At 68.5% G+C, this 25,080-nt stretch carries 18 protein-coding genes and 1 riboswitch; of the genes, 12 read left to right on the top strand and 6 right to left on the bottom strand.

What is annotated here, in order from left to right; translation table 11 throughout:
• Position 1: 1 nt before the first annotated feature.
• Positions 2-2,107, bottom strand: a complete 2,106-nt coding sequence (locus PJ250_RS11435) for a TonB-dependent siderophore receptor (RefSeq protein ID WP_271644681.1) — start codon at positions 2,105-2,107, stop codon at positions 2-4.
• An 849-nt stretch (positions 2,108-2,956) separates the two neighbouring features.
• Here PJ250_RS11435 and PJ250_RS11430 point away from each other — a divergent pair.
• Both PJ250_RS11430 and PJ250_RS11425 read left to right on the top strand, forming a co-directional pair.
• Positions 2,957-5,470: a TonB-dependent receptor gene (locus PJ250_RS11430; RefSeq protein ID WP_271644680.1), complete on the top strand. Its 2,514-nt coding sequence runs from the start codon at positions 2,957-2,959 to the stop codon at positions 5,468-5,470.
• Between the two features lie 102 nt (positions 5,471-5,572).
• The gene (locus tag PJ250_RS11425) at positions 5,573-7,645 is read left to right on the top strand and encodes a hypothetical protein (protein WP_271644679.1); all 2,073 of its coding nucleotides are present in this window, start codon (positions 5,573-5,575) and stop codon (positions 7,643-7,645) included.
• 478 nt (positions 7,646-8,123) lie between these two features.
• Here the strand turns inward: PJ250_RS11425 and cydX are convergent, their stop codons facing one another.
• Genes cydX through PJ250_RS11410 form a run of 3 tightly spaced genes read right to left on the bottom strand, consistent with a single transcriptional unit; the run spans position 8,124 to position 10,986 of the window.
• Positions 8,124-8,225 carry a cytochrome bd-I oxidase subunit CydX gene (cydX, locus tag PJ250_RS11420; protein WP_130516512.1) on the bottom strand — a complete coding sequence of 34 codons (102 nt, stop codon included), beginning with the start codon at positions 8,223-8,225 and terminating at the stop codon, positions 8,124-8,126.
• A gap of 27 nt (positions 8,226-8,252) precedes the next feature.
• A complete protein-coding gene (cydB, locus tag PJ250_RS11415) occupies positions 8,253-9,401 on the bottom strand; it encodes a cytochrome d ubiquinol oxidase subunit II (RefSeq protein WP_271644678.1) in 1,149 nt (382 codons plus the stop codon).
• Positions 9,402-9,411: 10 nt separating this feature from the next.
• Positions 9,412-10,986, bottom strand: coding sequence for a cytochrome ubiquinol oxidase subunit I (locus tag PJ250_RS11410; RefSeq protein ID WP_271644676.1), 1,575 nt, complete (start codon positions 10,984-10,986; stop codon positions 9,412-9,414).
• Positions 10,987-11,124: 138 nt separating this feature from the next.
• On the opposite strand from PJ250_RS11410, the gene cydD reads away from it, so the two are divergent.
• Both cydD and cydC read left to right on the top strand, forming a co-directional pair.
• Entirely contained in the window at positions 11,125-12,810 is a 1,686-nt protein-coding gene (cydD, locus tag PJ250_RS11405; RefSeq protein WP_271644675.1) for a thiol reductant ABC exporter subunit CydD, read from the top strand.
• Positions 12,807-14,456, top strand: a complete 1,650-nt coding sequence (gene cydC / locus PJ250_RS11400) for a thiol reductant ABC exporter subunit CydC (protein WP_271644674.1) — start codon at positions 12,807-12,809, stop codon at positions 14,454-14,456. Before cydD ends, cydC begins: the two co-directional genes overlap by 4 nt.
• 6 nt (positions 14,457-14,462) lie before the next feature.
• Here the strand turns inward: cydC and PJ250_RS11395 are convergent, their stop codons facing one another.
• Positions 14,463-15,227 carry a Crp/Fnr family transcriptional regulator gene (locus tag PJ250_RS11395; protein WP_271644673.1) on the bottom strand — a complete coding sequence of 255 codons (765 nt, stop codon included), beginning with the start codon at positions 15,225-15,227 and terminating at the stop codon, positions 14,463-14,465.
• 385 nt (positions 15,228-15,612) lie between these two features.
• Here PJ250_RS11395 and PJ250_RS11390 point away from each other — a divergent pair, with 385 nt between their 5' ends.
• From PJ250_RS11390 to btuB, 5 genes are all read left to right on the top strand, one after another.
• Positions 15,613-16,962: a DEAD/DEAH box helicase gene (locus tag PJ250_RS11390; RefSeq protein ID WP_271644672.1), complete on the top strand. Its 1,350-nt coding sequence runs from the start codon at positions 15,613-15,615 to the stop codon at positions 16,960-16,962.
• A gap of 87 nt (positions 16,963-17,049) precedes the next feature.
• Entirely contained in the window at positions 17,050-17,415 is a 366-nt protein-coding gene (gene queD, locus PJ250_RS11385; protein WP_271644671.1) for a 6-carboxytetrahydropterin synthase QueD, read from the top strand.
• A gap of 408 nt (positions 17,416-17,823) precedes the next feature.
• The gene (locus PJ250_RS11380) at positions 17,824-18,309 is read left to right on the top strand and encodes a free L-methionine (R)-S-oxide reductase MsrC (RefSeq protein WP_271644670.1); all 486 of its coding nucleotides are present in this window, start codon (positions 17,824-17,826) and stop codon (positions 18,307-18,309) included.
• Positions 18,306-18,680 (top strand): TfoX/Sxy family protein, encoded by a 375-nt coding sequence (locus PJ250_RS11375; protein ID WP_333909480.1) that lies wholly within the window; start codon positions 18,306-18,308, stop codon positions 18,678-18,680. The genes PJ250_RS11380 and PJ250_RS11375 overlap by 4 nt, the downstream gene beginning before the upstream one ends.
• 24 nt (positions 18,681-18,704) lie before the next feature.
• Positions 18,705-18,936, top strand: a riboswitch (cobalamin riboswitch).
• Positions 18,937-19,081: 145 nt separating this feature from the next.
• Entirely contained in the window at positions 19,082-20,959 is a 1,878-nt protein-coding gene (btuB, locus tag PJ250_RS11370; protein ID WP_271644669.1) for a TonB-dependent vitamin B12 receptor, read from the top strand.
• Between the two features lie 109 nt (positions 20,960-21,068).
• On the opposite strand, the gene PJ250_RS11365 is transcribed toward btuB, so the two are convergent.
• A complete protein-coding gene (locus PJ250_RS11365) occupies positions 21,069-21,977 on the bottom strand; it encodes a LysR family transcriptional regulator (protein ID WP_271644668.1) in 909 nt (302 codons plus the stop codon).
• 97 nt (positions 21,978-22,074) lie between these two features.
• Here PJ250_RS11365 and leuC point away from each other — a divergent pair, with 97 nt between their 5' ends.
• The 3 genes from leuC to PJ250_RS11350 are packed head-to-tail and all read left to right on the top strand — an operon-like array spanning position 22,075 to position 25,071.
• Positions 22,075-23,529, top strand: coding sequence for a 3-isopropylmalate dehydratase large subunit (gene leuC, locus PJ250_RS11360; protein ID WP_271644667.1), 1,455 nt, complete (start codon positions 22,075-22,077; stop codon positions 23,527-23,529).
• Positions 23,516-24,175, top strand: coding sequence for a 3-isopropylmalate dehydratase small subunit (gene leuD / locus PJ250_RS11355; protein ID WP_271644665.1), 660 nt, complete (start codon positions 23,516-23,518; stop codon positions 24,173-24,175). The genes leuC and leuD overlap by 14 nt, the downstream gene beginning before the upstream one ends.
• Positions 24,172-25,071 (top strand): alpha/beta fold hydrolase, encoded by a 900-nt coding sequence (locus tag PJ250_RS11350; RefSeq protein ID WP_271644664.1) that lies wholly within the window; start codon positions 24,172-24,174, stop codon positions 25,069-25,071. The genes leuD and PJ250_RS11350 overlap by 4 nt, the downstream gene beginning before the upstream one ends.
• Positions 25,072-25,080 lie beyond the last annotated feature (9 nt).

Genomic DNA, 25,080 nt, shown 5'->3' with positions numbered 1-25,080 from the left:
TTCAGAACGTGTACGCCGCCTGCAGGTAGAGCCGTCGCGGCTCACCTGGGAAATGGCCATCGCGCTCGATGAAGCCGCTGGCCGCGTAGACCTTGTCGAACAGGTTCTTGATGTTGGCCTGGAACTTCCAGTCCTGCCATTGCGTCTGCCAGCTCATGTCGAAGACCGTATAAGGCTTGACCCGCTGCCCGTCCAGGCTGATGCGCTCATCCATGTAGTCGGCACCGAAGCCAATGGCCGATGCGATGGCGGGAAGGTCATAGCGGGTCCACACGCCCAGCGTGTTGCGCGGCGCGTTGGCGAACCGATCGCCCGAGGCGTTGGTGATGCCGTCACTGCCTGCATCGACCACCCGAGCATCGTTGTAGGCGTAGGCGACGCTGACCACCCAACGGTCAGTTACATCCGCCAGCACGTCGAGCTCCAGACCTTCGCTGCGGACCAGCCCCAGGGCCCCCAGCTGGTTGACGCCATCGACGGCCTCGCCGGTCGCCTGCACGATGTTGCTGCGCTCGATGCGATAGAGCGCGGTGTTGAGCGTCACCCGGCCGTTGCCGAGCAGGGTTTTCAGCCCGAGTTCCCACTGCTTGCTCTGCTCGGCGTCGAAGGGGCCGCCCGCTGCGGGGTCCTGGTCACTGGTCGCCTGGGGCACGAACCCGCTGGCGACGCTGGCGTATGCGTTGATGCCCTGGCGCAGCACGAAAGTACTGCCCAGACGCCAGCTGAGGTCATGGCCGACCACGCGATTGCCGGCCAACCGGTCCTCGTCCTCGAATCCGTCCCAGCGCAGGCCAGCCAGCACGTACCAGCGAGGCGTCAAGGTCAGCTCGTCCTGCACATAGCCACCGTAGCGAAGCCCGCGCGTGCGGGTTTGGCGCCAGGGCAGCGCGGCCAGGTTGTAGTCGTGATAGGAGGTCACGCCATAGACGGGATTGAACAGGTCGATGCCGGGCACCGGACCGGCGTTGCGGGGCAAGTCCGCGCTGTTGGCGGTCTGCGCCCGGAAATCCGAGTCGCCGCGATAGTAGTCGGCGCCGAACAGCAGCTTGTGGTCGATGCCAGCGGTGGCGAAGCGCCAGACGGCATTGGCATTGGTGGCCAAGGCGTCATTGTCGCGGTACTGGTTGCGCAGCTGGCGCGTCATCCATTCGGCCGTGCCGTCGCCATCGCGGTCGATCAGGCCCATCGGCTCGTGATAGATCTGGTGCTCGCTGTTCTCGAACCAGCGCGCGGCGAAATCCACGTCCCATGCCGGCGCCGGCGAGAAGCGGTACTGGGCCAACACCACCTTGGCCCGCATGTCGAGGAAGTCGCTGGCCTCGTTGTGGTTCCAGCGGCGACTGGTGAGGAAGTGGCCATCGTCATTCACCGGCACGCCACGCAGCCGGTTGCCGCCCAGGTCCTGGGTGATGTCGGTGTACTGCAGGGTCAGTTCGCCCGTCTCGCCCACGTCGAAGGCGACCGAGGCGTCGCCGATCACGCTCTGGCTGTCCGCATTCCAGCGCACGCCTTCCTCGCCGTCGGCATAGGCGCCAAGGCGGTAGCGAACGTCGCCCGACGAGGTGAGCGGCCCCGTGGCCTCCACCGAACCCGCCGCGAAGTCCTCGTTGCCGACCTGGACCTCAACCCGGCGCTGCGCCTTGGCCTGCGGTTTACGCGTGACGTAGTTGATCACACCACCGGCATCGCCGCCGCCATACAGGGCGCCGGCCGGTCCCTTGAGGACTTCCACGCGCTCGATGTTGAACAGTTGCGGCACCGAGAAGCCCGCGTATGGATCGCCGCGCAGTCCGTCGTACAGGACGTTCTCCTGACGGAAGCCCCGCAGGGTGACACCGGCATAGCTGAAGAAGCTGATGCCGCTGATGCTTCTGTACAGGTCGGTGACCTGGCGCGCGGCCTGATCGTCGATCAGCTCGCGCGGCATGACCTGCACCGACTGCGGCACCAGCGCCAGCGGCGTGTCGGTGCGCGTGCCGACCGCGGCGTCCTCGGTCTTGTAAAGCGTCAACGCCCGGCCCCGGACCTGGACCGAATCCAGCTCGGTGACCTCACTGTCAGAAGATGCGGGAGCGGGATCTACTGCCTGGGCCCGCGCTTGGAACATCGCCACAGACAATGCGGCGGTCAGGAAGAGGGGCGTGATGCGGTGAGGGGGCATATGTATTTAATGCGAATGATTCTCAAGATCATCAGTCTACCGAGTCATGGCTTGCACGGCTAGTCGGCCGCACGCATCACGCATGCCACTGCACCATCGGCAAGGAAAACACTCTCGTTTCAGGCGAGCGCCCGATATCGTCCAACAGCCCCATCCGGGGGCCGTGCACACAGCCCTCGTGCCGGTGCAGGCTCCCAGCCGCGCCTTTGTCCAGGTGGTCGTGCCGACGATGTCGCTCGCGGTTACAAGGACATTCTTGGGCGGGTCATCGATGGCAGGCAGCTTGCGGCGACGATGCGGCGCGCAAGTCATCGGCGCATGCGGCTCGTGCTACAGGACAGGTTGTCGCTACGCAGCAGCCTCGGCGAGTGCACAGATCAACGCGTCTCGGAAGCAGCGCATCATGCTGTTCCTGCTCGCAGGGATGCATCGGACACGGCCAGACAGGTTTGGCGTCATCGCATGTCCCGACCGCGCCACGCTGTGCTGCGTCGCAACGCTCACGCATCGTGATGTCGTTGACGCTTTCGATAGCAGCGAAAGCAATATCAGTCAGAAACAAGGGAATTTCATGCTTACCCGCCCCCGACCGCACGGGACATGGCCGCAGTACGGATGCGACACCTGCGGACAAGTTGACACCTTTGTCAGCGCCTCCCTACCGTGCCGCGCATCGCATGCGCGATGGCGATTGCTGGTTACGGGGGGCGTGCCGGCAGCGGATGGGACCATCGTCCACATGCGTGTCCGTGCTGCTTTTAATGCCGTGGAACCACATCGTCCGGGAGGGGAACCATGCAACGCACCTGGTTGACGCGCTATGCGCTGTCGGCGGCGATCGCCGCCAGCTTGAACGCCACCGCCTTCGCGCAGGAAGCCGCGACTGCTCCACCACAGGATCCAACGCCTGGCGCATCGGCGTCCCAGGACAACGCCACCACGCTGGATACCGTCGTGGTCTCCGGCACCGCGCAGGCCGGCGGTGTGAAGAAGCTGGAAGCCAGCTTCAACATCGTCACGGCCAACGCCGAGCAGATCAAACAGGCCAATCCCAAGAGCACGGCCGACCTGCTGAAGATCTCCCCGGGCATGTGGCCGGAAACCAGCGGCGGCCAGACCGGCGCCAACATCGAGATCGCCGGCTTCCCCGGAGGCGGCGATGCGCCCTACTTCTCCACGCTGCTGATGGGTTCGCCGCTGTACGGCATGCCCACGCTGTCGTTCTTCGAGACCACCTCGATGTTCCGCCTGGACGACACGGTCGAAGCGGTGGAGATCCTGCAGGGCGGCCCGTCGGTGGTGTTCGCCGATGGACAGATGGGCGCGTCGGCCAACTTCTTCCTCAAGACCGGCACCGACGTGCCGACCGGCAGCGTCGGACTGACCTACGGCGACGAAGGATTGTGGCGGCTGGACGGCTTTTCCGGCTTCAAGCTGGCCGACAGCTGGTACGGCAGCGTGGGCGGCTTCTGGCGCGAATCAGACGGCGTGCGCGATCCGCAGTTCAAGGCCGACAAGGGCGGCCAGCTGACCGCCACGCTGTCGCACGAGACCGACGCGGGCAAGTTCACCCTGTACACCCGCTACCTCAACGACAAGAACCAGTTCATCACCCCGATCCCGCTGATCCAGCGCGGCACCGACAGCTTCAGCGCCTATCCAGGCTTCGACCCGCTCAAGGACACGTACTACAGCAAGGCCATGCAGCACGTGTATCTGCCCAGCTATCCCAACGGCGGCACCAACGCCGACCTGGCCGATGGACGTGGTGCCAAGATGTTCTTCCTGGGCGGCAACTTCGACTATCAGTTGGACAACGGCTGGTCGATCAGCGACCGCTTCCTGTTCGATGAAGGCGACATGGACACCAATGCGCTGTTCTCGGGCAACAACCCGGCCAGCCTGGCGGACATGCTCTACAACCCCGACACACCGGGCGGCTTCGCGCTGCCGGCCGGTTCGGCCACCGCCACCTACACCACCGGCGGGGCGGTGCCGCTGGACCAGAGCGTGATCCAGCAGGGCTGGTGGCATATCCACAAGCACCTGAAGAGCTTCAACAACGACTTCCGCCTGAGCCGCGAACTGTTCGAGGGCAACACGCTCACCGTCGGCCTGTACTACGCGCACTACACGATGGACGACAAGTGGTCGCTGGGTAACCAGATGCTGATGACCAACACGCCCAACGCCACGCCGATCGTGGTCACCTACCTCGATGGTGGGCAGACCTCCTACCGCACCGACAACCAGGGCTTCGCCGATTTCGGTGGCTTCCACATCGTCCAGCGCGGCAGCGCCACCAACAAGGCGATCTACCTGTCCGATTCGTGGCGGGTGGGCAACTGGCTGCTGGACCTGTCGGGGCGTCTTGAGAACCAGGACGCCGAGAGCGACGTGTGCAACCTGACCAACCAGGACCTGGACGGCAATCCGCGCACGCTGTACGACAACGCTGTCCCGGTGTGCAACGGCACCTACGCGCACAACGACTACGACAAGACCCACCCGTCGTGGACGGCCGGCGCCAACTACACCTTCAACGAGCACACCTCGGCCTACGGACGGGTCAACACCGGCGGGCATTTCCTGGATTTCGACAACGGCATCCGCGGCACGACCAACGACAACTTCCCACCGCTGCAGAAGATCCGCAACTACGAAGTCGGCTTCAAGTACCAATCCTCGCTGCTGTATGTGGACCTCAGCGCCTACCACCGCACGTTCACCGGCCTGCAGTACCAGCCCACTGATGGCCTGGGCACGCCGGTGGGCAGCCCGCAGATCTATGGCTCCAAGTCCAACGGCGTGAACCTGCTCGGCGCGCTGACCCCGGTGGAGAACCTGCGCCTGCAGGTGGTGGCCAACTACCTTGACGGCGAGTACACCGATTACGACGCCTGCTTCCGCTACACCAACATCAACGGCGAGGATGCCTGTGCTTCGATCGAGGGCAAGCAGCTGCAGCGCCAACCGAAGTTCCGCGGCATGTTCACGCCCAGCTACCGTTTCGTGATGGCCTGGGGTGACATCCTGCCGTACGTCACCTATACCTACGTGGGCGACCACACCCAGGATCAGTCGGGCCTGCAGCAACTGGGCTCGTACCACACGGTGGACTTCGGCGTGACCAGCAACATCGGCGATCACTGGCAGTTGAACCTGCGCGGCACCAACATGACCAACGAGCTGGGGCTGACCGAGTCGAACTCGCGCATCTTCGGCAACGCGGCCAGTGCCGGCGGCGTGCTGCTGGCCCGTCCGCTGGAAGGTCGCGAGGTCAACTTCCAGGCCAAGTACCTGTGGTGAGCCGCAGGTGCGGTACCGCGTGACGCGACAGGCAATACGCACGACGACGCCCGGGCAGGTCCCGGGCGTCGTCGTTGATGACCCAGGACAAGGAACGATCGGATGACCCAGACCCTGACTCCCACCGGTGCGCGCCTGCCGGCGTCGCTCGGCCGCTCTCTGCGACGGCTTGCCCTCGCCGCGCTGCTGACCACGCTCGCGCCCGCCACGGCCGGCGCGCAGGCACTGCAGTTCCGCATCGACGAGGGCGCCACCACCAACGCCTTCTACCAGGATGGGCCGGTGGCCGCGCACGTGCTGGCCACCAGCGGCACGCGCCCGCGCCTGCTGGTCGCGTTTCCGGCCGGCAACAGCGGCGTGGCGGTGTGGTTCGCACCGACCACCGCACCGGTGCAGTGGACGCTGCAGTCGGTGCGGGCGCAGCCGCCGGGCGACGATCCGGCGATGCACGGCGTCGTGGCCGAACTCGCACTGCGCGGTGGCCCGCTGACCCTGGACAAGGCGGCGCTGGGCAGCATCCGTGTGCTGCGCGATGTGCAGCTGGGCCAGCCCATCCCCGCGCAGGTGGAGACCGCGGCTAAGGTCGCGGCGCAACGCATCAGCTGGGCGCGGCGCCGGCTCGACGGCGCCCCCGGCTACCGCGTCGCCCTGGAGATCACCCAGGGCCGTGTCGTGTCCCGGGCGGGCACGATCACGCTGGAACCGGAGCGCCCCAACGGCACCGTGCACCTGCGCCTGTTCGCCTCGACCGGCGAGACGCCGTTGACCCCGCTGGCCGGTGGGGAGTTGCTCAACGCCAAGGCCGCGCACGATCCGCGCATGCGCAATGCGCTGCAGTTTCTGAGCTATCGCGAGAAGTTCCTCGCCGGCTCGTGGCGCTTCGATACCTATTTCGGCCGCGACACGCTGATGTCCACGCGCCTGCTGATGCCCGTGCTGCAGCCCGCGGCGGTCGAGGCCGGGCTGGGCGCGGTGCTCGCGCGCCTGTCGCCGCAGGGCGAAGTCGCGCACGAGGAGGACATCGGCGAGTTCGCCATCCTGCGTCATCTGGCCAGCGACGGTACGCGTTCGGATGCGCCGATCTACGACTACGGCATGATCGACGGCGACTACATGCTGGCGCCGGTGATGGCGGCCTGGCTGGTCGAGGATCCGCGCGGCCAGGCGCGCGCCCGTGCGTTTCTCGCCGCCCGCAACGAGCTGCAACACAGCAGCAATGGCCAGGCGCTGCTGCGCAACCTGCTGCATGTCGCGCGCAACAGCGAGGCCTTCGCCGCCGCGCCGACCTTCGACCACCTGCTGGCGCTCAAGCCCGGACGCATGACCGGCCAGTGGCGTGACAGCGAGGAAGGCCTGGGCCGCGGACGCTATCCCTTCGACGTCAACGTGGTCTGGATGCCGGCGGCGCTGCGCGCGATCGGCGCCTTCGTCGACAGCGGCCTGCTGGATGGCGTCGCCGACGATGCGCAACGGCAGGCCCTGCGCGCGGCGGCCGCACGCGCGGACGCATGGGAACGTCAGGCGCGCGCGTTGTTCGACGTGCGCCTGGATGCCACGCAGGCCGACGCCGCGCTGCGCACCTATGCGCGGCAACTCGGCGTACCGGTCGAGCCGGCCGTGGCCTCGCTTGGCAACGATGGACTGACGTTCCCGGCCCTGTCGCTGGACGCGGACGGGCGACCGGTGCCGGTGCTGCATTCGGATATTGGCTTTGGGCTGCTGTTTGGCCGGCCCGATCCGGACACGCTGGCGCGCGAGGTGGCCGCGGTGATGCGCCCCTTCCCGGCCGGGCTGATCACCGATGTGGGCATGGTGGTCGCCAATCCGGTCTTCGCAGGCCAGGCCGCCTGGGCGCGCCTGGGGCCGCAGGCTTACCACGGCACTGTGGTGTGGGCCTGGCAGCAGGCGGTGATGCTGGCCGGGCTGCGTCGCCAGCTGGCGCGCGATGACCTGCCCGCGCCCGTGCGCATGCAGCTGCAGCAGGCACAGGCACGGCTGCTAGAGTTGATCAAGGCGGCCGGCGCGGTGCGCACCTCGGAACTGTGGTCCTGGCGCTGGGAACAGGGACGCTACCGGATCGAGCCCTTCGGCGCGCAGGGCGCACACGAGGACGAGTCCAACGCCGCGCAGCTGTGGAGCACGGTGTTCCTGGCCGATCCGTCCACGCACGAGTGAACGCGTCCGGCGCCGCGCACGTCGGGCCGGCGGCCGACAAGAGAACAGATGCTTGGCATGCGTGCGGGACGCGAATCAGTTGACGGCATGAGCCGCGGATCGGCGAACGGACTTCGCCCACCAGCCTCGACCCGGCCGGGTGCTGATCCTCGGCTAGCCTCCATGGCCGATGCGTGGAATTGACCGAGGCTCGCGTTTCGGTGGCAGCCGCCCTTGTGGCCTTTTCGGCCAATGGCGGCGATGCGGCTCTACCGGGAAAGCCCCATCGCCGCCATGGCAGCTCCCACGGGGATTACGTCGGTCCGCAATCACCCCGCGCACCAGCGCGCCGTCACGACATCCAGTCCACTCTGCCCCACGCCCGCCGGACCGATGCCCGTCCGAAGCCGTAGTCCCCAAGCGCTACCACGCTTCGATCAGGAGAAGCCAAAAAGAAGGCCCGCCTCACGGCGGGCCTCGCTTCATCTGGCGCCGGGGATCAGCGCTTGCGCGCGTCCTCGCGCATTTCGAACCACATGCCATTAAGGATGGCGAAGAAGCAGGCCAGGCTTACGCCCAGGATCCATGAGAAGTACCACATCGTCGTTGCTCCTAAGGTTGGGCGCCGTCAGTAGGCGTTGGGGTTGCGGGCCACGGCATCGTCGCCGACCTTGCCGCGCAGCACCCGGTAGACCCAGGTGGTGTAGGCCAGGATGATCGGCAGAAACACGGCCGTCGCCACCAGCATGATGAACAGGGTCATGTGGCTGGACGAGGCGTCCCACAGGGTCAGGCTGGAGCGCGGATCCAGCGAGGACGGCAGCATGAAGGGAAACACCGCCACGCCCTCGGTCAGGATGATCGCGGCGATACCCATGGCCGACGCCAGGAACGAAGGCATTTCGCGCCCGGCCCGCAGCAGCGCCGCGCAGGCCAGGAAAGCGACCACGCCCACCACCGGGAAGACCCAGGTCCACGGCATGGCGTGGTAGTTGCTCATCCAGGCACCGGCGGCCACTTCCACCTGCTTGGCCAGCGGATTGGAGGGTCCGGCGTGGTCGAGTGCGCCGGTCAGCTGATAGCCCTTGATGCCCAGCGCCAGCCACACGCCGGCCAGCGCGAACAGCACCGCCGCGGCCAGTGCGGCCACGCTGCCCAGGCGACGCGCGCGGGCCTGGACCTCACCGCTGGTCTTGATCACCAGCATGCCGGCCCCGTGCGCGGCCAGCATCGCCACGCTCACCAGGCCGCACAGCACCGGGAAGGGCATCAGCAGGCCGAACAGGTCGCCTTCGTAGATCGTACGCAGCGAGTCGTCGAAGCGGAACGGCGCACCGACCAGCACGTTGCCCATGGCCACGCCGAACACCAGTGCCGGCACCAGCCCGGCGACGAACAGCAGCCAGTCCCACGTCGCGCGCCAGGTCGGATTTTCCAGCTTGCTGCGGAACTTGAAGCCGACCGGCCGCAGGATCAGCGCGAACAGGATCAGGATCATCGCCAGGTAGAAGCCGGAGAAGCTGACCGCGTACAGCGCCGGGAACGCGGCGAAGATCGCACCGCCGCCGAGGATCAACCACACCTGGTTGCCTTCCCACACCGGGCCGACCACGTTGATGACCTGGCGGCGCTCGTTGTCGGTGCGCGCCACGCCGGGCAGCAAGGTCGCCACGCCGAGATCGAAGCCATCCATGATCGCAAAGCCGATCAGCAGGATGCCCAGCAGCAGCCACCAGATGAAGCGCAGGGTTTCGTAGTTAAGCGGAATCGTATCCATGGGGTGACCTTCAGGCGTTGACGGCGGCGAGCGGGGCGCCGGTGGTGTCGGGCTGGCGTCCACCGGAGACCTCGGTGGGGCCCTTGAGGATGGTCTTGCGCAGCAGGTAGACCTCGATCACCGCCAGGGTCGTATAGAGACCGACAAACACCCCCAGGCTGATCAGGATCTGGTGCAGCTTCAGACCGGAGGCGGCAAAGAAGGTCGGCAGCACCCCGTCGATGATCCAGGGCTGACGGCCATACTCGGCCACGATCCAGCCGGCCTCGATCGCCACCCACGGCAGGGCCAGGCTCCAGAACGCCAGCTTCAGGAACCAGCGCTTCTCGGGCAGCGTGTGCTTGCTGGCCAGCCAGAAGGCCACGGCGAAGAAGGCGATGAAGTAGAAGCCCAGCCCGGCCATGGCACGGAACAGCCAGAACAGCGGCGCCACGCGCGGGACGGTGTCGAAGGCGGCCTTGTCGATCTCCTCGTTGCTGGCATTGAGGATGTCATCGCGATAGCGCTTGAGTAGCAGCGCATGGCCCAGATCGCCCCAGTGCGCGTCGAAGGTCTTGCGCGCGTCCATGTCGCTGTGATCCGCGCGCAGGGTCTGCAGGGCCGCGTAGGCCTGCTGGCCGCTGCGGATGCGCTCGCGCGCCCGATCCACCAGCGGCAGGATGCCCGGCATCTCGGTATTGAACGAGCGTGTGCCGATCAGGCCCATCACCCACGGGATGTGCACGGCATAGTCGTTGGTGCGCGTGTCCTGGTTGGGGATGGCGAAGGCGTTGAAGCCGGCCGGTGCGGGTTCGGTCTCCCACATGGCCTCGATGGCGGCCAGCTTCATCTTCTGGTTCTCGCCGGCCACGTAGCCGCTCTCGTCACCCAGCACCACCACGCTCAAGCTGGCGGCCAGGCCGAAGCTGGCGGCCACGGCCATTGAGCGCTTGGCGAACTCCAGGTGCCGCCCGCGCAGCAGGTAGAAGGCGCTGATGGCCATCACGAACACCGCGCCACAGACATAGCCCGCGCTGACGGTATGCACGAACTTGGCCTGCGCCACCGGGTTGAACAACACCGCGGCGAAGTCGGTGACTTCCATGCGCATGGTGTCCGGATTGAACTTCGCCCCGATCGGGTACTGCATCCAGCCGTTGGCGATCAGGATCCACAGCGCAGACAGGTTCGAGCCCAGCGCAACCAGCCAGGTCACCACCAGGTGCTGCACCTTGCTCAGCTTGTCCCAGCCGAAAAAGAACAGGCCGATGAAGGTCGCCTCCAGGAAGAAGGCCATCAGCCCCTCGATGGCCAGCGGCGCACCGAAGATGTCGCCGACGTACTGGCTGTAGTAGGACCAGTTGGTGCCGAACTGGAACTCCATGACGATGCCGGTCGCCACGCCCATGGCGAAGTTGATGCCGAACAACGTGCCCCAGAACAGGGTCATCCGTCGCCACACATCGCGGCCGGTCATCACGTAGACGCTTTCCATGATGGCGATGAGGAAGGACAGTCCCAGCGTCAGCGGGACGAACAGGAAGTGGTAGAGCGCGGTGAGCGCGAACTGCAGTCTGCTGAGTTCGGCGACGATCATGTCCGGCATGGCGGCATCGACTTGGTGGGATTGGCGCCAGGATGCCCTCGCCCCGGAGGAATGACCTTGATCTGGATCAAGGTGGCCGGCCGCCGTTTTCCGGCACACTTTCGCCATCGCCCGGTGCCGGGCACGACGCGACCTGCCGTGAGTTCTGCCGCCCCGCCCGATCCTGCCAAGCATGCTGGCCAGCGACTGCAGGCCCTGGCCAGGCCCGTGCGCGGTCGCCTGCGCCTGGCGGGCGCGGCCACCGTGATCTCGGGAATCGCGTTGGCGGCCCAGGCGGCCCTGATCGGCCTGGCCGCGCAGCGCGTATTGGTCGACCAACGTCCGCTGCAAACAGTGCTGCCGCTGCTGGCCGGACTGCTCGGCGTTGCCGGTGCACGGGCCTTGCTGGGCTGGTTCGCCCGGCACCAGGCCGACGAAGCCGTCGAGACCCTGCGCCACACCTTGCGCATGGACGTGGTCCGCCGCATGCAGGCGCGCGGGCCGTTGTGGCTGCGCCACCAACGCGCCGGTGCACTGGCCGAGCTGCCCGGCACGCATGTCGATGCCCTGGATGGCTACGTCGGCGGGTTTCTCCTGGCACGCACCGAGATCACCTGGGTGCCGCTGGCGCTGGTCGCCGCCACCTTCTGGGCCGATCGCATCGTGGGCACGCTGTTGTTGGTCACCCTGCCGCTGATTCCGGTGTTCATGGCGCTGGTGGGCTGGGGCGCACAGGCCGCCAGTGATCGCCAGCTCGGGGCGCTGGCACGGATGGGCGCGCGCTTCGGCGACCGCCTGCGCGGGCTTGGCCTGATCCGCCTGTACGGCCGCGCCGCGCAGGAACTGGAAGGCGTGCGAGAGGCCGCCGACGGCGTGCGCGAAGGCAGCCTCAAGGTGCTGCGCATCGCTTTCCTGTCCTCGGCCGTGCTGGAGTTCTTCGCCTCGATGGGCGTGGCGATGGTCGCGCTGTACCTGGGGCTGAGCTACCTGGGCATGCTCGACCTGCGCGGCACGCCGCTGAGCCTGGCCACCGGGCTGTTCTGTCTGCTGCTGGCGCCGGAGGTGTACGCGCCCTTGCGACGCCTGGCCGCGCACTACCACGACCGCGCGGGCGCCCTGGCCGCCGTCGCCCAGATCGACGCGGCGCTGGAACCGGACGCCTCGCCCCTCATCGCGCAACAGGACGACGCAGCGCTTCCCGCGCGCGTCCAGGTCCGGGCCGCGGGCCTGAGCCTTCAGCACGCCGGTGCCAGCGCAGCGGTGCTGCGGGACCTGTCCTTCGACCTGCAGTGCGGGCAGCGTCTGGCCCTGGCTGGACCCAGCGGCTGCGGCAAGAGCACCCTGCTGGAAGCCCTGGCCGGCTGGATGCAGCCGAGCGAGGGCCAGTTGCTGCGCGCGCCGGACCTGCGCATCGGCTACGCGCCTCAACGCCCCCATCTGTTCTGCGGCACCATCGAGGAGAACCTGCGCCTGGGCGCGGCGCAAGCGACGCCAGAAGAGGTGCAGCGTGCCGCATGCGCGGCCCAGGTGCTCGCCTTCACCGAGGCCCTGCCCCAGGGCCTGCAGACCCGCATCGGCGAAGGCGGCTTCGGCCTGTCCGGTGGCCAGGCCCGGCGCGTGGCGCTGGCCCGGCTGCTGCTGCAGGATCCGCAGGTCCTGCTGCTGGACGAACCCACCGCCTTCCTCGACCCGCACACCGAGGCGGCGCTGCTGGACGCCCTGCTGGCCTTCGCGCGCGGCCGCACGCTGGTGATCGCCACCCACAGCGAGGCGGTGATGCGCCGCGTCGGCCAGGTGCTGTGGCTGCCGCAGGGTCGGCTCGAATCGGCAAGGGAGGCGGCATGAACGCGATCCTCGCCCCGCACCGCCGCGGCATCGCCCTGACCCTCGCGCTGCTTACCCTGACCCTGCTGGCCGGCACCGCGCTGCTGGGACTGGCCGGACATTTCCTCACCGCTGCCTCGCTGGCGGGGGTGGGCGCATTGGGTTTCAACCTGTTCGGCCCGTCGGCCGGCATCCGCGGGCTGACCTTCGTGCGCATCCTCTCGCGCTATTTCGAAAAGCTGGTCGGCCACGATGTCACCCTGCGCATCGGCCGCGACCTGCGGGTGGATTTCTTCCGCAAGGCCCTGCCGCTGGCCCCGCTGGGCCTCGGACGGCTGCGCACCGGCGAGCTACTGTCCCAGCTGGTGGCCGACATCGAGCGCGTCGAAGGCGGGCTGGTGCGCGCGATCGGCCCGCTGCTGGCCCTGGGCGTGCTGATCCTCATCGCCTGCGGCGTGGCCCTGTTCGCCCTGCCGGCGGCCGGCCTGGTCCTGCTGGCCGCATGCCTGGCCCTGGCCGGCCTGCTGCCGTGGCTGACCACCCGCGGCGCACATGCCCAGGAACACGCGCGCGCCCAGGCCCGGGCCACCCTGCGTGCCGACGTGCTCGACGGCGTCCAGGGCGCCGGCGACCTGGCCGCCCTGCACGCCCAGGCCGAATGGGACGCGCGGATCGAGGCCTCAAGCCTCCAGCTGGCCGAGCGCGAACGCGAACGCAAGCGCGTCCTGGCCTACGGCACCCTCGCCCACGGGCTGGGCAACGCGCTCACCCTGGCTGCGATGCTGGGGGTGCTCCTGGCCGCAGCGGCCTCCGGACAGCTGGGCGCGCCTGCCGCCGCCGGCCTGTTCTTCATGACCGTGGCCACCCTGGAAGCCTGCGCGGGTGCCGCGCTGGCCTGGCGCGAACTGCAGGCCGCCCGCAGCGCGCGGTCCCGGTTGCGCACCAGCATTGGTCATCCGCCGCCGGTGCACGAACCGGCCGTGCCCGCGCCGGTATCGGCCGCCGGGACGTTGTCGCTGGAGGGTGTCGGCCTGCGCTGGCCGGGGCAGCCCCGCCACGTCCTGCAGGACCTGCATCTGGACGTCCCCGCCGGATGTCGTGTCGCCATCGGCGGCGACAGTGGCGCGGGCAAGAGCTCGCTGGTCGCCCTGCTGCTGCGCCTGTGCGATCCGGACGGCGGGGTTGTGCGCTATGCTGGCACGGATGTGCGCCAGCTGGCGCAGGACGACTGGCACCGCCAGATCGCCTGGCTGCCGCAGGATGCCCCGGTCTTCGCCGGCAGCGTGCGCGAGAACCTGTGCCTGGGCGCGCCGGAAGCCGACGACGCACGTCTGTGGGAGGTGCTGTCCCAGGTGCGGCTGGACACGTTGGTGCGTGGGCTGCCCCGGCAGTTGGACGCCTGGCTGGGCGAGCATGGACGCACCCTGTCCGCCGGCCAGGCCCGGCGCATCGCCCTGGCCCGGGCCCTGCTGCGCCAAGCCCCGGTCCTGCTGCTGGACGAACCCACCGAAGGTCTGGACGTGGATACCGCGCACCTGCTGCTGGCCGATATCGCCCGCACCACGGCCGGGCGCACGGTGATCGTCATCACCCACGACGCCCTGCCGGTGGGCTGGGCCGATGCGCGTTACCAGTTGGAAGGCGGCCGCCTGCGCCCGGTGGCCTAGGGCGCCCTAGCCGCTGGCCTCGGCCAGGGCGTCCAGGCGCTTGCGATCGAGCAACTGCACGGTATGCGGCTCCGGCGTGGCAATCAGGCCCTCGCCGCGCAGGCGGGTGAAGCAGCGGCTCACCGTCTCGATCGTCAGGCCCAGGTAGTCGGCGATGTCCGTGCGGGTCATGGGCAGCTGCAGGACCGCATCGTCCAGCCCCTGCCGGCGGCGGCGACCGGCCATGTCCAGCAGGAAGCCGGCCAGGCGCTCGGGCGGGGTCATGCGCGCCAGCGACATCAGCTTGTCGCGGGTGGCGTCCAGCTCGACGCAGGCGCGTTCCATCAGCTCGTGCTCCAGGCCTGGATGCGCCTCGCACAGCGCGCGCATGTCCTCGCGCGAGACCGCGCACAGGGTGGAGCCGACGATGGCCTCGATGGTGTGCCGGTAGCGCGGCGCCCCGCTGAAGCCGATGTAGTCCCCGGGCATCAGGAAGCCGGCCACCAGGCGGCGGCCATCGGCCAGGGTGCGGGTCCGGCGCAGGGCCCCGGCCGTCACGGTGAACACGTACTTGCGTGCCTCGCCTTCCCGGGCCAGCAGCTGCCCAGGCTCCAATTCCACGTCGCCGGACATCTGCTCCAGCGCCTGGGCACGGTCGGCCGGCAGCGCGGTACAGACGGCCAGGTGGCGCACGACGCAGGCGCCGCAGCCATGTTCGGCGGCGTGGCGCTCGGCCACATCGCTGCGTGTGGTGGCGGCCTCGCTGGCGTGTCGATGGATGCGCAGGGTCATGGACGCGGCGGCTCCCCGTTGCGGCGAAGGCGCCATGATAACGCCGCTTTGACATCCGGACCTGTGTGAAAAGCCCCCCCGCGCGCCCGCGGATCGGTTAACATGCGCGGGCTTCGCTTTAGCGGCAGTCGTGTTTCCCCAGAAGGGACCTGCGGCGCGGACCGGCTCCAACGCCCCGTGCCAGCCCATCCTCCGACGCCTTCTCGCTTCGCAAAGACGGTCTTGCCACTACCGGCAGCGCCGCTATCCAAGGTTACTCGCAGCGCGGTTCGGGAACGCTTCGGGCAACACACGCTCTATCCAACGGCTTTCGCGGCCCGTGGCGCCTGGTGCGTCGCGGGCGTGGCGTTTTCCGCGGGACCGGGCGTTCATCCGGAGCTTTCCAATGTCGTTTGAAACCCTGGGGCTTGCCCCGTTCCTGCTGCGTGCGCTGGCCGAGCAGGGCTATGAAAATCCCACCCCGATCCAGGAGCAGGCCATCCCGCCGGCACTGGAAGGTCGCGATCTGCTGGCCGGCGCGCAGACCGGTACCGGCAAGACCGCCGCCTTCGGCCTGCCGCTGCTGCAGCACCTGGGCACCACCCCGCAGGAAGTGGGTCGCGGCGCGCGCCGGCCGCGCGCGCTGATCCTCACCCCGACCCGCGAATTGGCCACCCAGGTCCACGAGAGCCTGCGCGATTACAGCAAGTACCTGCGCATTCCCTCGACCACCATCTACGGCGGCGTGGGCATGGGCCCGCAGCTGGATGCGCTGCGTCGTGGCGTGGACCTGGTGATCGCCTGCCCGGGCCGCCTGCTGGACCATCTGGACCGTCGCAGCGTTGACCTGTCGGGCATCGAGGTCCTGATCCTGGACGAGGCCGATCGCATGCTCGACATGGGCTTTCTGCCCTCGATCAAGCGCATCCTGGCCAAGCTACCCCAGCAGAACCGGCAGACCCTGCTGTTCTCGGCCACCTTCGCCGAGCCGATCAAGGCGCTGGCGCGCGAGTTCATGGACGACCCGCTGGAAATCCAGGTCACCCCGAAGAACACCGTGGCCGAGACCATCACCCATCGCGTGCACCCGGTCGACGCCAGCCGCAAGCGCGAGCTGCTGCTGCACCTGCTGGCCGAAGACTCCCGCGTGCAGACGCTGGTGTTCGCCAAGACCAAGCACGGCAGCGACAAGCTGGCCACCTTCCTGGAGAAGTCCGGCATCCAGGCCGCGGCCATCCATGGCAACAAGAGCCAGGCCCAGCGCCTGCGCGCGCTGCGTGACTTCAAGGCCGGCAAGGTGAGCGTGCTGGTGGCCACCGACATCGCCGCGCGTGGCATCGACATCAACGAGCTGCCGAAGGTCATCAACTTCGACCTGCCGATGGTGGCCGAGGACTACGTGCACCGCATCGGCCGCACCGGCCGCAACGGCTCCACCGGTGAGGCGGTGTCGCTGGTCGCGCAGGAGGACGCCAAGCTGTTGCGCCAGATCGTGCGCCTGCTCGACCGCGACCTGGAGATCAAGGACGTGCCCGGCTTCGTGCCGCAGACGCCGATCCGCTGGGGCAACAGCGCGCCAGGCAAGGCCGAGCAGCCCGGCGGCAACCGTCCGCCGCGCCGCCACGGTCGCCGTCCGCACGGCGACGCCCCGCGTCATGCCCATGCCGGTCCGAAGAAGCATGGCGGCGGCGCGCCGAACAACGGCGGGCGTCGCGATGGCGGACGCCGCCAGGGCAGCCCGCGCCCGGCGCAGTAAGCCAAGACGGCGGACGTGCCGGATCGCCGGCGCGTCCGCCCCCTCTTCCCCTTGCCGGTGCCTTGGCGCCGGTTCGAGAATGTCGCCATGGACATCTTCAAGGTCTTCACCCTGGAAGCCGCGCACCGGCTGCCCAACGTGCCCGAGGGCCACAAGTGCGCACGCCTGCACGGCCACTCCTTTCGCATCGAACTGCATCTGAGCGGCCCGCTGGACCCGCACACCGGCATGGTCATGGACTTCGCCGACGTCAAGGCGGCCTTCAAACCGCTCTACGACCGGCTGGACCACCACTACCTCAACGACATCCAAGGCCTGGAGAACCCGACCAGCGAGCGGATCGCCGAATGGATCTGGGACCACCTCAAGCCGGCCCTGCCGTTGCTGAGCCAGGTCGTGGTGCACGAAACCTGCACCGCCGGCAGCCGCTATCGCGGGCCCGCAGCGGGCTGACCGACGAAATTTCGTCACGTTCTTGACGTGATTTCGTCCTGCTGAAACGAAATTGAACCGTTCGTCGGTCATGCGCGCTAAGCGTGTTGCAATGCACCAGAACGCTCGATATGCTGCGTCGCAACATCGAGTCACCGGCCACTTCTTCGCCAGCGACACGATCCCGATTCAGCGCAGGCGTTTCGCGCCACGCACCCCAATTTGTGTGGGTCCCTCCCCCCGCACAAATCCCGGCCCGACAGGTCCCTCCCCCTGTCGGGCTTTTTTTATGCCCGCGCGGCTGTCCCCGGGCGCGCCGACGCCACCACGAGCGACCGCCTGCGCGTGTCCCGGGCGCCACCGCGCCACCGCGTTGATGCGCAACGCCAATGACAGTCCGAATCCAGAGGCGCGGCGTAGAATCGCGCCATGTCATTTGCCAGCCAGACCCTTTCGGGCACCAAGCCCGAGCAATACGCCCAGCTGCTGGAGCAGGCGCGCGGCCTGATGTACGGCGAAGCCGATCGCATCGCCAACGCGGCCAACCTCTCGGCCCTGCTCTTCAACGCGCTGCCCGACCTCAACTGGGCGGGCTTCTATTTCTTTGATGGCACCGAGCTGGTGGTCGGCCCGTTCCAGGGTCTGCCGGCCTGCGTGCGCATCGCCCTGGACAAGGGCGTGTGTGGCGCAGCCGCCAGCACCGGCCAGACCCAGCGCGTGCACGACGTGGAAGCCTTCCCCGGCCATATCGCCTGCGACGCGGCTTCGCGCTCGGAGCTCGTGGTGCCCCTGGTCAAGAAGGGCGCCCTGATCGGCGTGCTGGACATCGACAGCCCGCTGGTGGGCCGCTTCGACGAGGACGACCAACGCGGCATCGAAGCCATCGCCGCCGCCTGGGTCGAGGCCCTGGTATGAGCATCACGCAGCTGCGCAACATCGGGCCCAAGTCCGCCGCGTGGCTGCGCCAGGTTGGCCTGCGCAGTGAGGAAGACCTGCGCGCGGCCGGCGCGGTGGACGCCTTCATGCGGATCAAGCGCGCCGGCTTCCGCCCCAGCCTCAACCTGCTCTATTCCCTGGAAGGCGCGCTGCGCGGCTGCCAGTGGCAGGACGTGCCCGAGGCCCGGCGCCAGGAGATGGTGGCGCAGGTCGAGGAAGCCGCCGCGGCCCTGCCGCCCCCGCGCGGCCGCCCCGCCGCCGCGCCGGTCACCACCACCCAGGGCAGCGAAGAGGGCGACAGCGCGCCCACGTTCGACTTCCTCGACAGCCCCGGCGGACACGACGACTGAGGCCGGCCGGCCCGGGATCGCGTACAATCCGCGCCGCTTTCAGGTGACCTGCTGCGCGCACCGCGCCGCGGGTTGAAACGGGAAGCCGGTGAGCCCCATGGAGGGGACGATTCCGGCGCTGCCCCCGCAACGGTAAGCGAGCCATGCCAACGCATCGGCCACTGTGTGCCCTCGGGCGCACGGGAAGGCGCGACGGCGGAAGTCCAGCACTTCCAGCTCGCAAGCCCGGAGACCGGCCTGACAGCACGGGTCCCTTTGGGCCCACCACCGGTTGCGATGCGGAGGGCGTCGCGCGTACCGCGCGGCCTTCCCAGGCGCGTGCCGTCCGCCTGTCTTCCTTCGTGTGCAGCTCCTCCCCTGCTTTCCATGCGCGCGGGGCGCGCGACGGAGTACACGACACCATGCAGTACCGCTTGCTTTCCCTGGCCATCGCGCTGGGGCTTTCCGCCAATGCCGGCGCCCAGACCGCCGAGGCGGCCACCGATCTGGATCAGGTCACCGTGACCGGCACCCGCACCGAGGTCGCCGTGCAGGACAGCCTGGTTCCGATCCAGGTCATCTCCCGCGCCGAGATCGAGCGCAGCCAGGCGACCTCTCTGCCGGAACTGCTGGCCGGCCGCGCCGGCATCAACATCGCCAACCAGGGCGGACCGGGCAAGCTGACCAGTGTGTTCCTGCGCGGCACCGAATCGGACCACGTGCTGGTCCTGGTCGATGGCGTACGCATCGGCTCGGTCACCGCCGGGCTGGCCGCATTCCAGGACCTGCCGGTGGCGCAGATCGACCACATCGAGATCGTGCGCGGCCCGCGCTCGAGCCTGTACGGCTCCGAGGCCATCGGCGGCGTCATCCAGATCTTCACCCGTGACGGTGGCAAGGGCCTGACCACCTACGCCCAGGCCGGCTTCGGCACCCACGACCTGCGCAACCACAGCGCCGGCTTCAGCTACCGCGGCGATCGCGGCTGGCTGTCGGCCAACGCCGGCTACCAGGAAACCGACGGCATCAACGCCTGCCGCGGCACCGCCGGCAATGCCGAGGCCCCCTTCGGCGCTGGCTGCTATGCCGACGAGCCAGACCGCGACGGTTACAAGAACACCTCCTTCGGCTTGCGCGCCGGGTACAGCCTCACCGACACGCTGGCCCTGGAAGGCAACTTCCTCAACGCCGACAGCACCAACGAATACGACGGCAGCCTGTTTGGCGGCAACCTCGCCGACAACCTGCAGCGCGTGGCCGGCGGCAAGCTGACCTGGACGCCGTCGGAGGCGTTCAAGCTGACGGTGCAGGCCGGGCGCAACGACGACCAGGCCGACAATCACTACGTCGATGCCGGCACCGGGACGCGCACTTATGTCAGCACCTTCGACACGCGTCGCGACACCGCCTCGGCGCAGGCCGACTACCAGTTCGCCGAAGGCCAGACGATCACCCTCGGCGGCGACTGGCAGAACGACCAGGTCACCAGCACCACCGACTACGAGGTGGCCGACCGCGACAACACTGGCGTGTTCGCCGAGTACCAGGGCACCTTCGGCGCCCAGTCGCTGCAGGCCTCGGTGCGCAACGACGACAACGAGCAGTTCGGCTCGCACACCACCGGCAGCCTGGGCTATGGCTTCGGCTTCGGCGACGGGTTCAAGTTCACCGCCAGCGCCGGCACCGGCTTCAAGGCGCCCAACTTCAACGACCTGTACTACCCGGGCTTCAGCAACCCGGATCTCAAGCCGGAGAAGAGCAAGTCGCTCAACCTGGGGCTGGCGCAGTACGGCCAGGGCTGGAACTGGACCTTCAACGCCTACGAGACCCGCATCGAGGACCTGATCGGCTACGACACGGCTTTCAACGTGGTCAACGTGGACAAGGCGAAGATCCGCGGCGCCGAGCTGACCGGCTTCATCACCCTGGCCGGCCTGGACATCAACGCCCAGCTCAGCCACGCCGACGCGCGTGACGACGGCGATGGCGCCAACCACGACAACTGGCTGGCACGTCGCGCACGCGACACGGCGCGGCTGGATCTGGACTATGCGATCGGCGACGTCCGCGTGGGCCTGACCGGCAACGCCGCCGGCAAGCGCTACGACAACGCCGCCAACACCGACCGCCTGGGCGGCTACGCCACGCTGGACGTGCGCGTGGCCTATGCGCTGACCCCGGAGTGGACGCTGCAGGCCAAGGCCAGCAACGTGTTCGACCGCGACTACGAGACGGTGGCCTGGTACAACCAGCCCGGTCGCGAGTACATGGTCAGCGTGCGCTGGCAGGCCAAGCAGTAGTCGGCATCGGCCGGCGCTGCATGACAAAGAAACGCCGGCATCGCTGCCGGCGTTTCTTTTTGGCGCTGCTCGGCCGGCGGATGGCGGGCGCGGTGCCGGCCTGCATCGGTCAGCCCGATATTCCTTGGCGGCTGCCACCGGGCAGCTCGGCCGCCAGGAAATCCAGGAACGCCCTTGTCCGTGCGGGCAGCTGCGCGCGGGTGGGATACACGGCGTAGACATCGGCCGGCATGCTCCAGTCGGGCAGCACGACCTGCAGGCGACCGGCGCGCACGTCTTCGGCGATGTCCCATTCCGAGCGTAGAACCAGGCCCAGTCCTGCACGCGCCCAGCGCAGGGCGACCTCGCCATCGTTGGTGGACATCTGCCCCTGCACCCGCACGCGTTGCCGCTGGCGACCGTGGTGCAGTTCCCAGCTGCCGTGGGTCTGCTCGTTTTCCTGCAGAACGATGGCAACGTGTCGCGACAGGTCGGCCAGCGACACGGGCTCGCCGTACCTGGCCAGGTAGGCGGGCGAGCCGCACACCAGGCGACGGTTGGCCAGCAGGCGCCGTGCGCTCAAGCGGCTGTCGGGGGTCTGGCCAACCTGGATGCCCAGGTCCAGGCCTTCCTTCACCAGGTCCAGCGCGTGGTCACTCAACTCCAGCTGCACGCGCACCGCCGGATGGCGACGGGCAAATTCGGCCAGCAGGCCGGCCACCACACGCCGACCGAAGCCGAGCGAGGCATTGACCCGCAGCTGTCCCTGCGGCGCGGCGACCGCGCCTCGCAAGTCGGCTTCCAGCGTGTCCAGGTGTTCCAGTACGTCCTGTCCCTGGGCCAGGTAGCGCTCACCCTCGGCGGTGATGCGCAGGCGGCGCGTCGTGCGCTGGACCAGACGCACGCCAAGCCGCTGTTCCAGCGCGGCCAGGCGTTTGCTGACCGCCGCGCCGGTGATGCCCAGCGCGCGCGCGGCCGCGGCCAGGCTGCCGCGGCGAGCCACGTGAATGAAAAGCTCAAGGTCGGCCAGGCGATCCATTCGAAACCCGAAGGAATAAGTGTTCTTCCATATCCTGCATTCCTAACCCTGAAATGGGAAATAGGATGACCACTCGACCCGAAGGCAAGCCCCTCGCATGGACACCTCGCTCCCCTCCGCGCTGCCGCGCACGCTCTACCGCAAGCTGGTGGACAGCCACACCGCGCGCGTCCTGGATGCAGACAACGTGCTGCTCTACGTGGACCTGCATCTGATGAACGAATACACCAGCCCACAGGCCTTCGCCGGGCTGGACGCCGCCGGGCGCTGTGTTGCCGAACCCGATGCGCAGATGGCGGTGGTCGACCACATCATTCCCACCCATCCCCGGCGTTACCGCACCATCGAAGACCCCGCATCGGCGCTGCAGGCGAGCAACCTCAAGCGCAACTGCGAGCGCCGTGGCATCGCCCTGTACGACACCAACGATCCGCTGCAGGGCATCGAGCACATCATCGCGCCGGAACTGGGCATGATCCGGCCCGGCATGGTGGTGCTGTGCGGCGACAGCCACACCACCACCTACGGCGCGCTGGGCGCACTGGGGTTCGGCATCGGCACCTCGGAAATCGAACACGTGCTGGCCACCCAGACCCTGATCTACCGACTGGCGCGCGACATGCGCATCCGCGTGGACGGCACGTTGCCGCGCGGGGTCACCGCAAAGGACCTGGTCATGCACCTGGTGGCCAGGCTCAGCGCCCGCGGCGCGCGTGGCCACGTGGTGGAACTGTGCGGACAGGCCGTGGCCACGCTGTCGGTGGAAGCGCGGATGACCCTCTGCAACATGCTGGTCGAAGCCGGCGCGCGCGGCGCGCTGGTCGCGCCCGACGCCACCACGCGCGACTACGTCCTGGCCCGGGCGCCGGACCTGGCCGAGGATGCCGGCATGCGCGCCGCCGCGCTGGAAGACTGGGCGCAGCTGCATTCTGATGCGGGCGCCCACTTCGATGCAGAACTGGTGGTGGAGGCACGCGCGGTCGAACCGACCGTCAGCTGGGGCACCAGCCCCGACCAGGCGCTGGGGGTCCTGGACCAGGTGCCGACACCGGCCAGCTTCGAAGACCCGGACGAACGGGCCGCCGCGCAGCGCGCGCTGGACTACATGGGCCTGCAGCCGGGCACGCCGCTGGCCGGCATCGTGGTGCAGCGGGTCTTCATCGGCTCATGCACCAACAGCCGCATCGAGGACCTGCGTGCGGCGGCCGAGGTGGTGCGGGGCCAGCGCGTGGCCAAGGGCGTGCGGGCGATGGTGGTGCCGGGCTCGGGCGAGGTGAAGCGCCAGGCCGAGGCGGAAGGTGTGGCCGATGCCTTGATCGCCGCCGGCTTCGAATGGCGCCAGCCGGGATGTTCGATGTGCCTGGCGATGAATGACGATGTGCTCTCTCCGGGCGAACGCTGCGCGTCCACGACCAACCGCAATTTCGAGGGCCGGCAGGGCCGCGCCGGCCGTACCCACCTGATGAGCCCGGCGATGGCCGCGGCGGCCGCCATCGCCGGGCATATCGTCGATGTCCGCAGCTTCAACGAGGGACGCCATGAACACACTTGAACCCCTGCGCACGCTCGGGGGCCTGGCCGCCGCGCTGCCGCTGCCCAACCTGGACACCGACCAGATCATGCCCAAGCAGTTCCTGCGCGGCATCGACAAGGCCGGGCTGGCCCAGGGCCTGTTCCACGACATGCGCTTTGACGGCAATGGTCGGCCGCGCGAGGACTTCGTACTCAACCGTCCTGCTTTCGCCCAGACCCGCATCCTGATGGCCGGGCCCAACTTCGGCTGCGGTTCCAGTCGCGAACATGCGGTATGGGGCCTGATGCAGGCCGGCATCACCGCGGTGGTGGCGCCCAGCTTTGGCGAGATCTTCTATTCCAATGCACTCAACAACCGCCTGCTGGCGGCGCAGGTGGACGCGGATGCCGGTCACCGGCTGTTGCAGCTGACCGACACCTCCGTCGGCGTGCAACTGCAGATCGACATCGCCGCGCGCCGACTGCGTGCCGGCGATGAGACCTTCGATTTCGCGCTCTCCGGGCGCCACCAGGCGATGTTCCTGCAGGGCCTGGACCTGATCGGCACGACCCTGGCCGACATGGACGCGATCCGCGCACTGTCCCAGGCGCGGGCGCGTTCGCACCCGTGGCTGCATGGCCTGGGCGCGAAAGTCCGCCAGCGAACCCTGGAGGCCGCGCGATGAGCCTGTTCGAAGGATTTACCGCCCGGCAGGTCAACGTTGGTGAGGTCACGCTGCAGGCGCGTATCGGCGGCAGCGGACCGCCGCTGCTGCTGTTGCACGGCCACCCGCAGACCCACGCGATGTGGCATCACGTCGCGCCGGCGCTGGCGCGGCACTACACCGTGGTGCTGGCCGACCTGCGCGGCTACGGCGATTCATCCAAGCCGGAAGGCGATGCCGACGGCACTGCGTATACCAAGCGGCTGATGGCCGCGGACATGGTGCAACTGATGCAGCACTTCGGCTTCGCACGCTTCCGGTTGGCCGCCCATGACCGCGGCGCGCGCGTGGCCCACCGCCTGGCGCTGGACCACCCGGACCAGGTCCAGGCCATGGTGCTGCTAGACATCGCCCCGACCCTGGACATGTACTCCCAGGCCAGCGAGCGCTTCGCGCGCGCCTACTGGCACTGGTTCTTCCTGATCCAGCCCGCGCCGCTACCCGAACGGCTGATCCAGGCCGATCCAGCCGCCTACGTGCGCGAGGTCATGGGCCGCCGGCATGCAGGCCTGTCGGTGTTTGCGCCGGAAGCACTGGCCGAATACGAACGCTGCGCGGCGCTGCCCGGGACCGCGACTGGGATCTGCGGCGACTACCGTGCATCGGCCGGCCTGGACCTAGCGCTGGATCGCCAGGACCGCGCGGAAGGACGCCAGCTGACCATGCCGCTGCACGTGCTGTGGGGTGCGCACGGCGCCGTGCACCGCTGCTTCGACGTACTGACGCTGTGGCGGAATGTGGCCGGCTGCGTTTCAGGCCGTCCACTGGACTGCGGGCATTACCTGGCGGAGGAACGCCCGACCGAGGTCACTGCGGCCATCCTGGATTTCTTTGCTGGGCATCGCGCACAGCACTGAGGCGGCGAC

Source organism: Pseudoxanthomonas sp. JBR18 (genome assembly GCF_028198165.1).
In the GTDB taxonomy this organism is placed as follows: Bacteria; Pseudomonadota; Gammaproteobacteria; order Xanthomonadales; family Xanthomonadaceae; genus Pseudoxanthomonas_A.
The sequence above is the reverse complement of the archived record's forward strand: the minus strand, read 5'-3'. Positions and strand labels throughout refer to the sequence as shown.

Coding starts and splice junctions, on each gene's coding strand:
- cydX (WP_130516512.1), bottom strand. CDS start 8,225: ATGTGGTACTTCTCATGGATCCTGGGCGTAAGCCTGGCCTGCTTCTTC.
- leuD (WP_271644665.1), top strand. CDS start 23,516: ATGAACACACTTGAACCCCTGCGCACGCTCGGGGGCCTGGCCGCCGCG.
- PJ250_RS11390 (WP_271644672.1), top strand. CDS start 15,613: ATGTCGTTTGAAACCCTGGGGCTTGCCCCGTTCCTGCTGCGTGCGCTG.
- PJ250_RS11380 (WP_271644670.1), top strand. CDS start 17,824: ATGTCATTTGCCAGCCAGACCCTTTCGGGCACCAAGCCCGAGCAATAC.
- cydC (WP_271644674.1), top strand. CDS start 12,807: ATGAACGCGATCCTCGCCCCGCACCGCCGCGGCATCGCCCTGACCCTC.
- PJ250_RS11425 (WP_271644679.1), top strand. CDS start 5,573: ATGACCCAGACCCTGACTCCCACCGGTGCGCGCCTGCCGGCGTCGCTC.
- PJ250_RS11395 (WP_271644673.1), bottom strand. CDS start 15,227: ATGACCCTGCGCATCCATCGACACGCCAGCGAGGCCGCCACCACACGC.
- leuC (WP_271644667.1), top strand. CDS start 22,075: ATGGACACCTCGCTCCCCTCCGCGCTGCCGCGCACGCTCTACCGCAAG.
- btuB (WP_271644669.1), top strand. CDS start 19,082: ATGCAGTACCGCTTGCTTTCCCTGGCCATCGCGCTGGGGCTTTCCGCC.
- PJ250_RS11430 (WP_271644680.1), top strand. CDS start 2,957: ATGCAACGCACCTGGTTGACGCGCTATGCGCTGTCGGCGGCGATCGCC.
- PJ250_RS11365 (WP_271644668.1), bottom strand. CDS start 21,977: ATGGATCGCCTGGCCGACCTTGAGCTTTTCATTCACGTGGCTCGCCGC.
- PJ250_RS11410 (WP_271644676.1), bottom strand. CDS start 10,986: ATGCCGGACATGATCGTCGCCGAACTCAGCAGACTGCAGTTCGCGCTC.
- PJ250_RS11375 (WP_333909480.1), top strand. CDS start 18,306: ATGAGCATCACGCAGCTGCGCAACATCGGGCCCAAGTCCGCCGCGTGG.
- PJ250_RS11435 (WP_271644681.1), bottom strand. CDS start 2,107: ATGTTCCAAGCGCGGGCCCAGGCAGTAGATCCCGCTCCCGCATCTTCT.
- cydB (WP_271644678.1), bottom strand. CDS start 9,401: ATGGATACGATTCCGCTTAACTACGAAACCCTGCGCTTCATCTGGTGG.
- PJ250_RS11350 (WP_271644664.1), top strand. CDS start 24,172: ATGAGCCTGTTCGAAGGATTTACCGCCCGGCAGGTCAACGTTGGTGAG.
- queD (WP_271644671.1), top strand. CDS start 17,050: ATGGACATCTTCAAGGTCTTCACCCTGGAAGCCGCGCACCGGCTGCCC.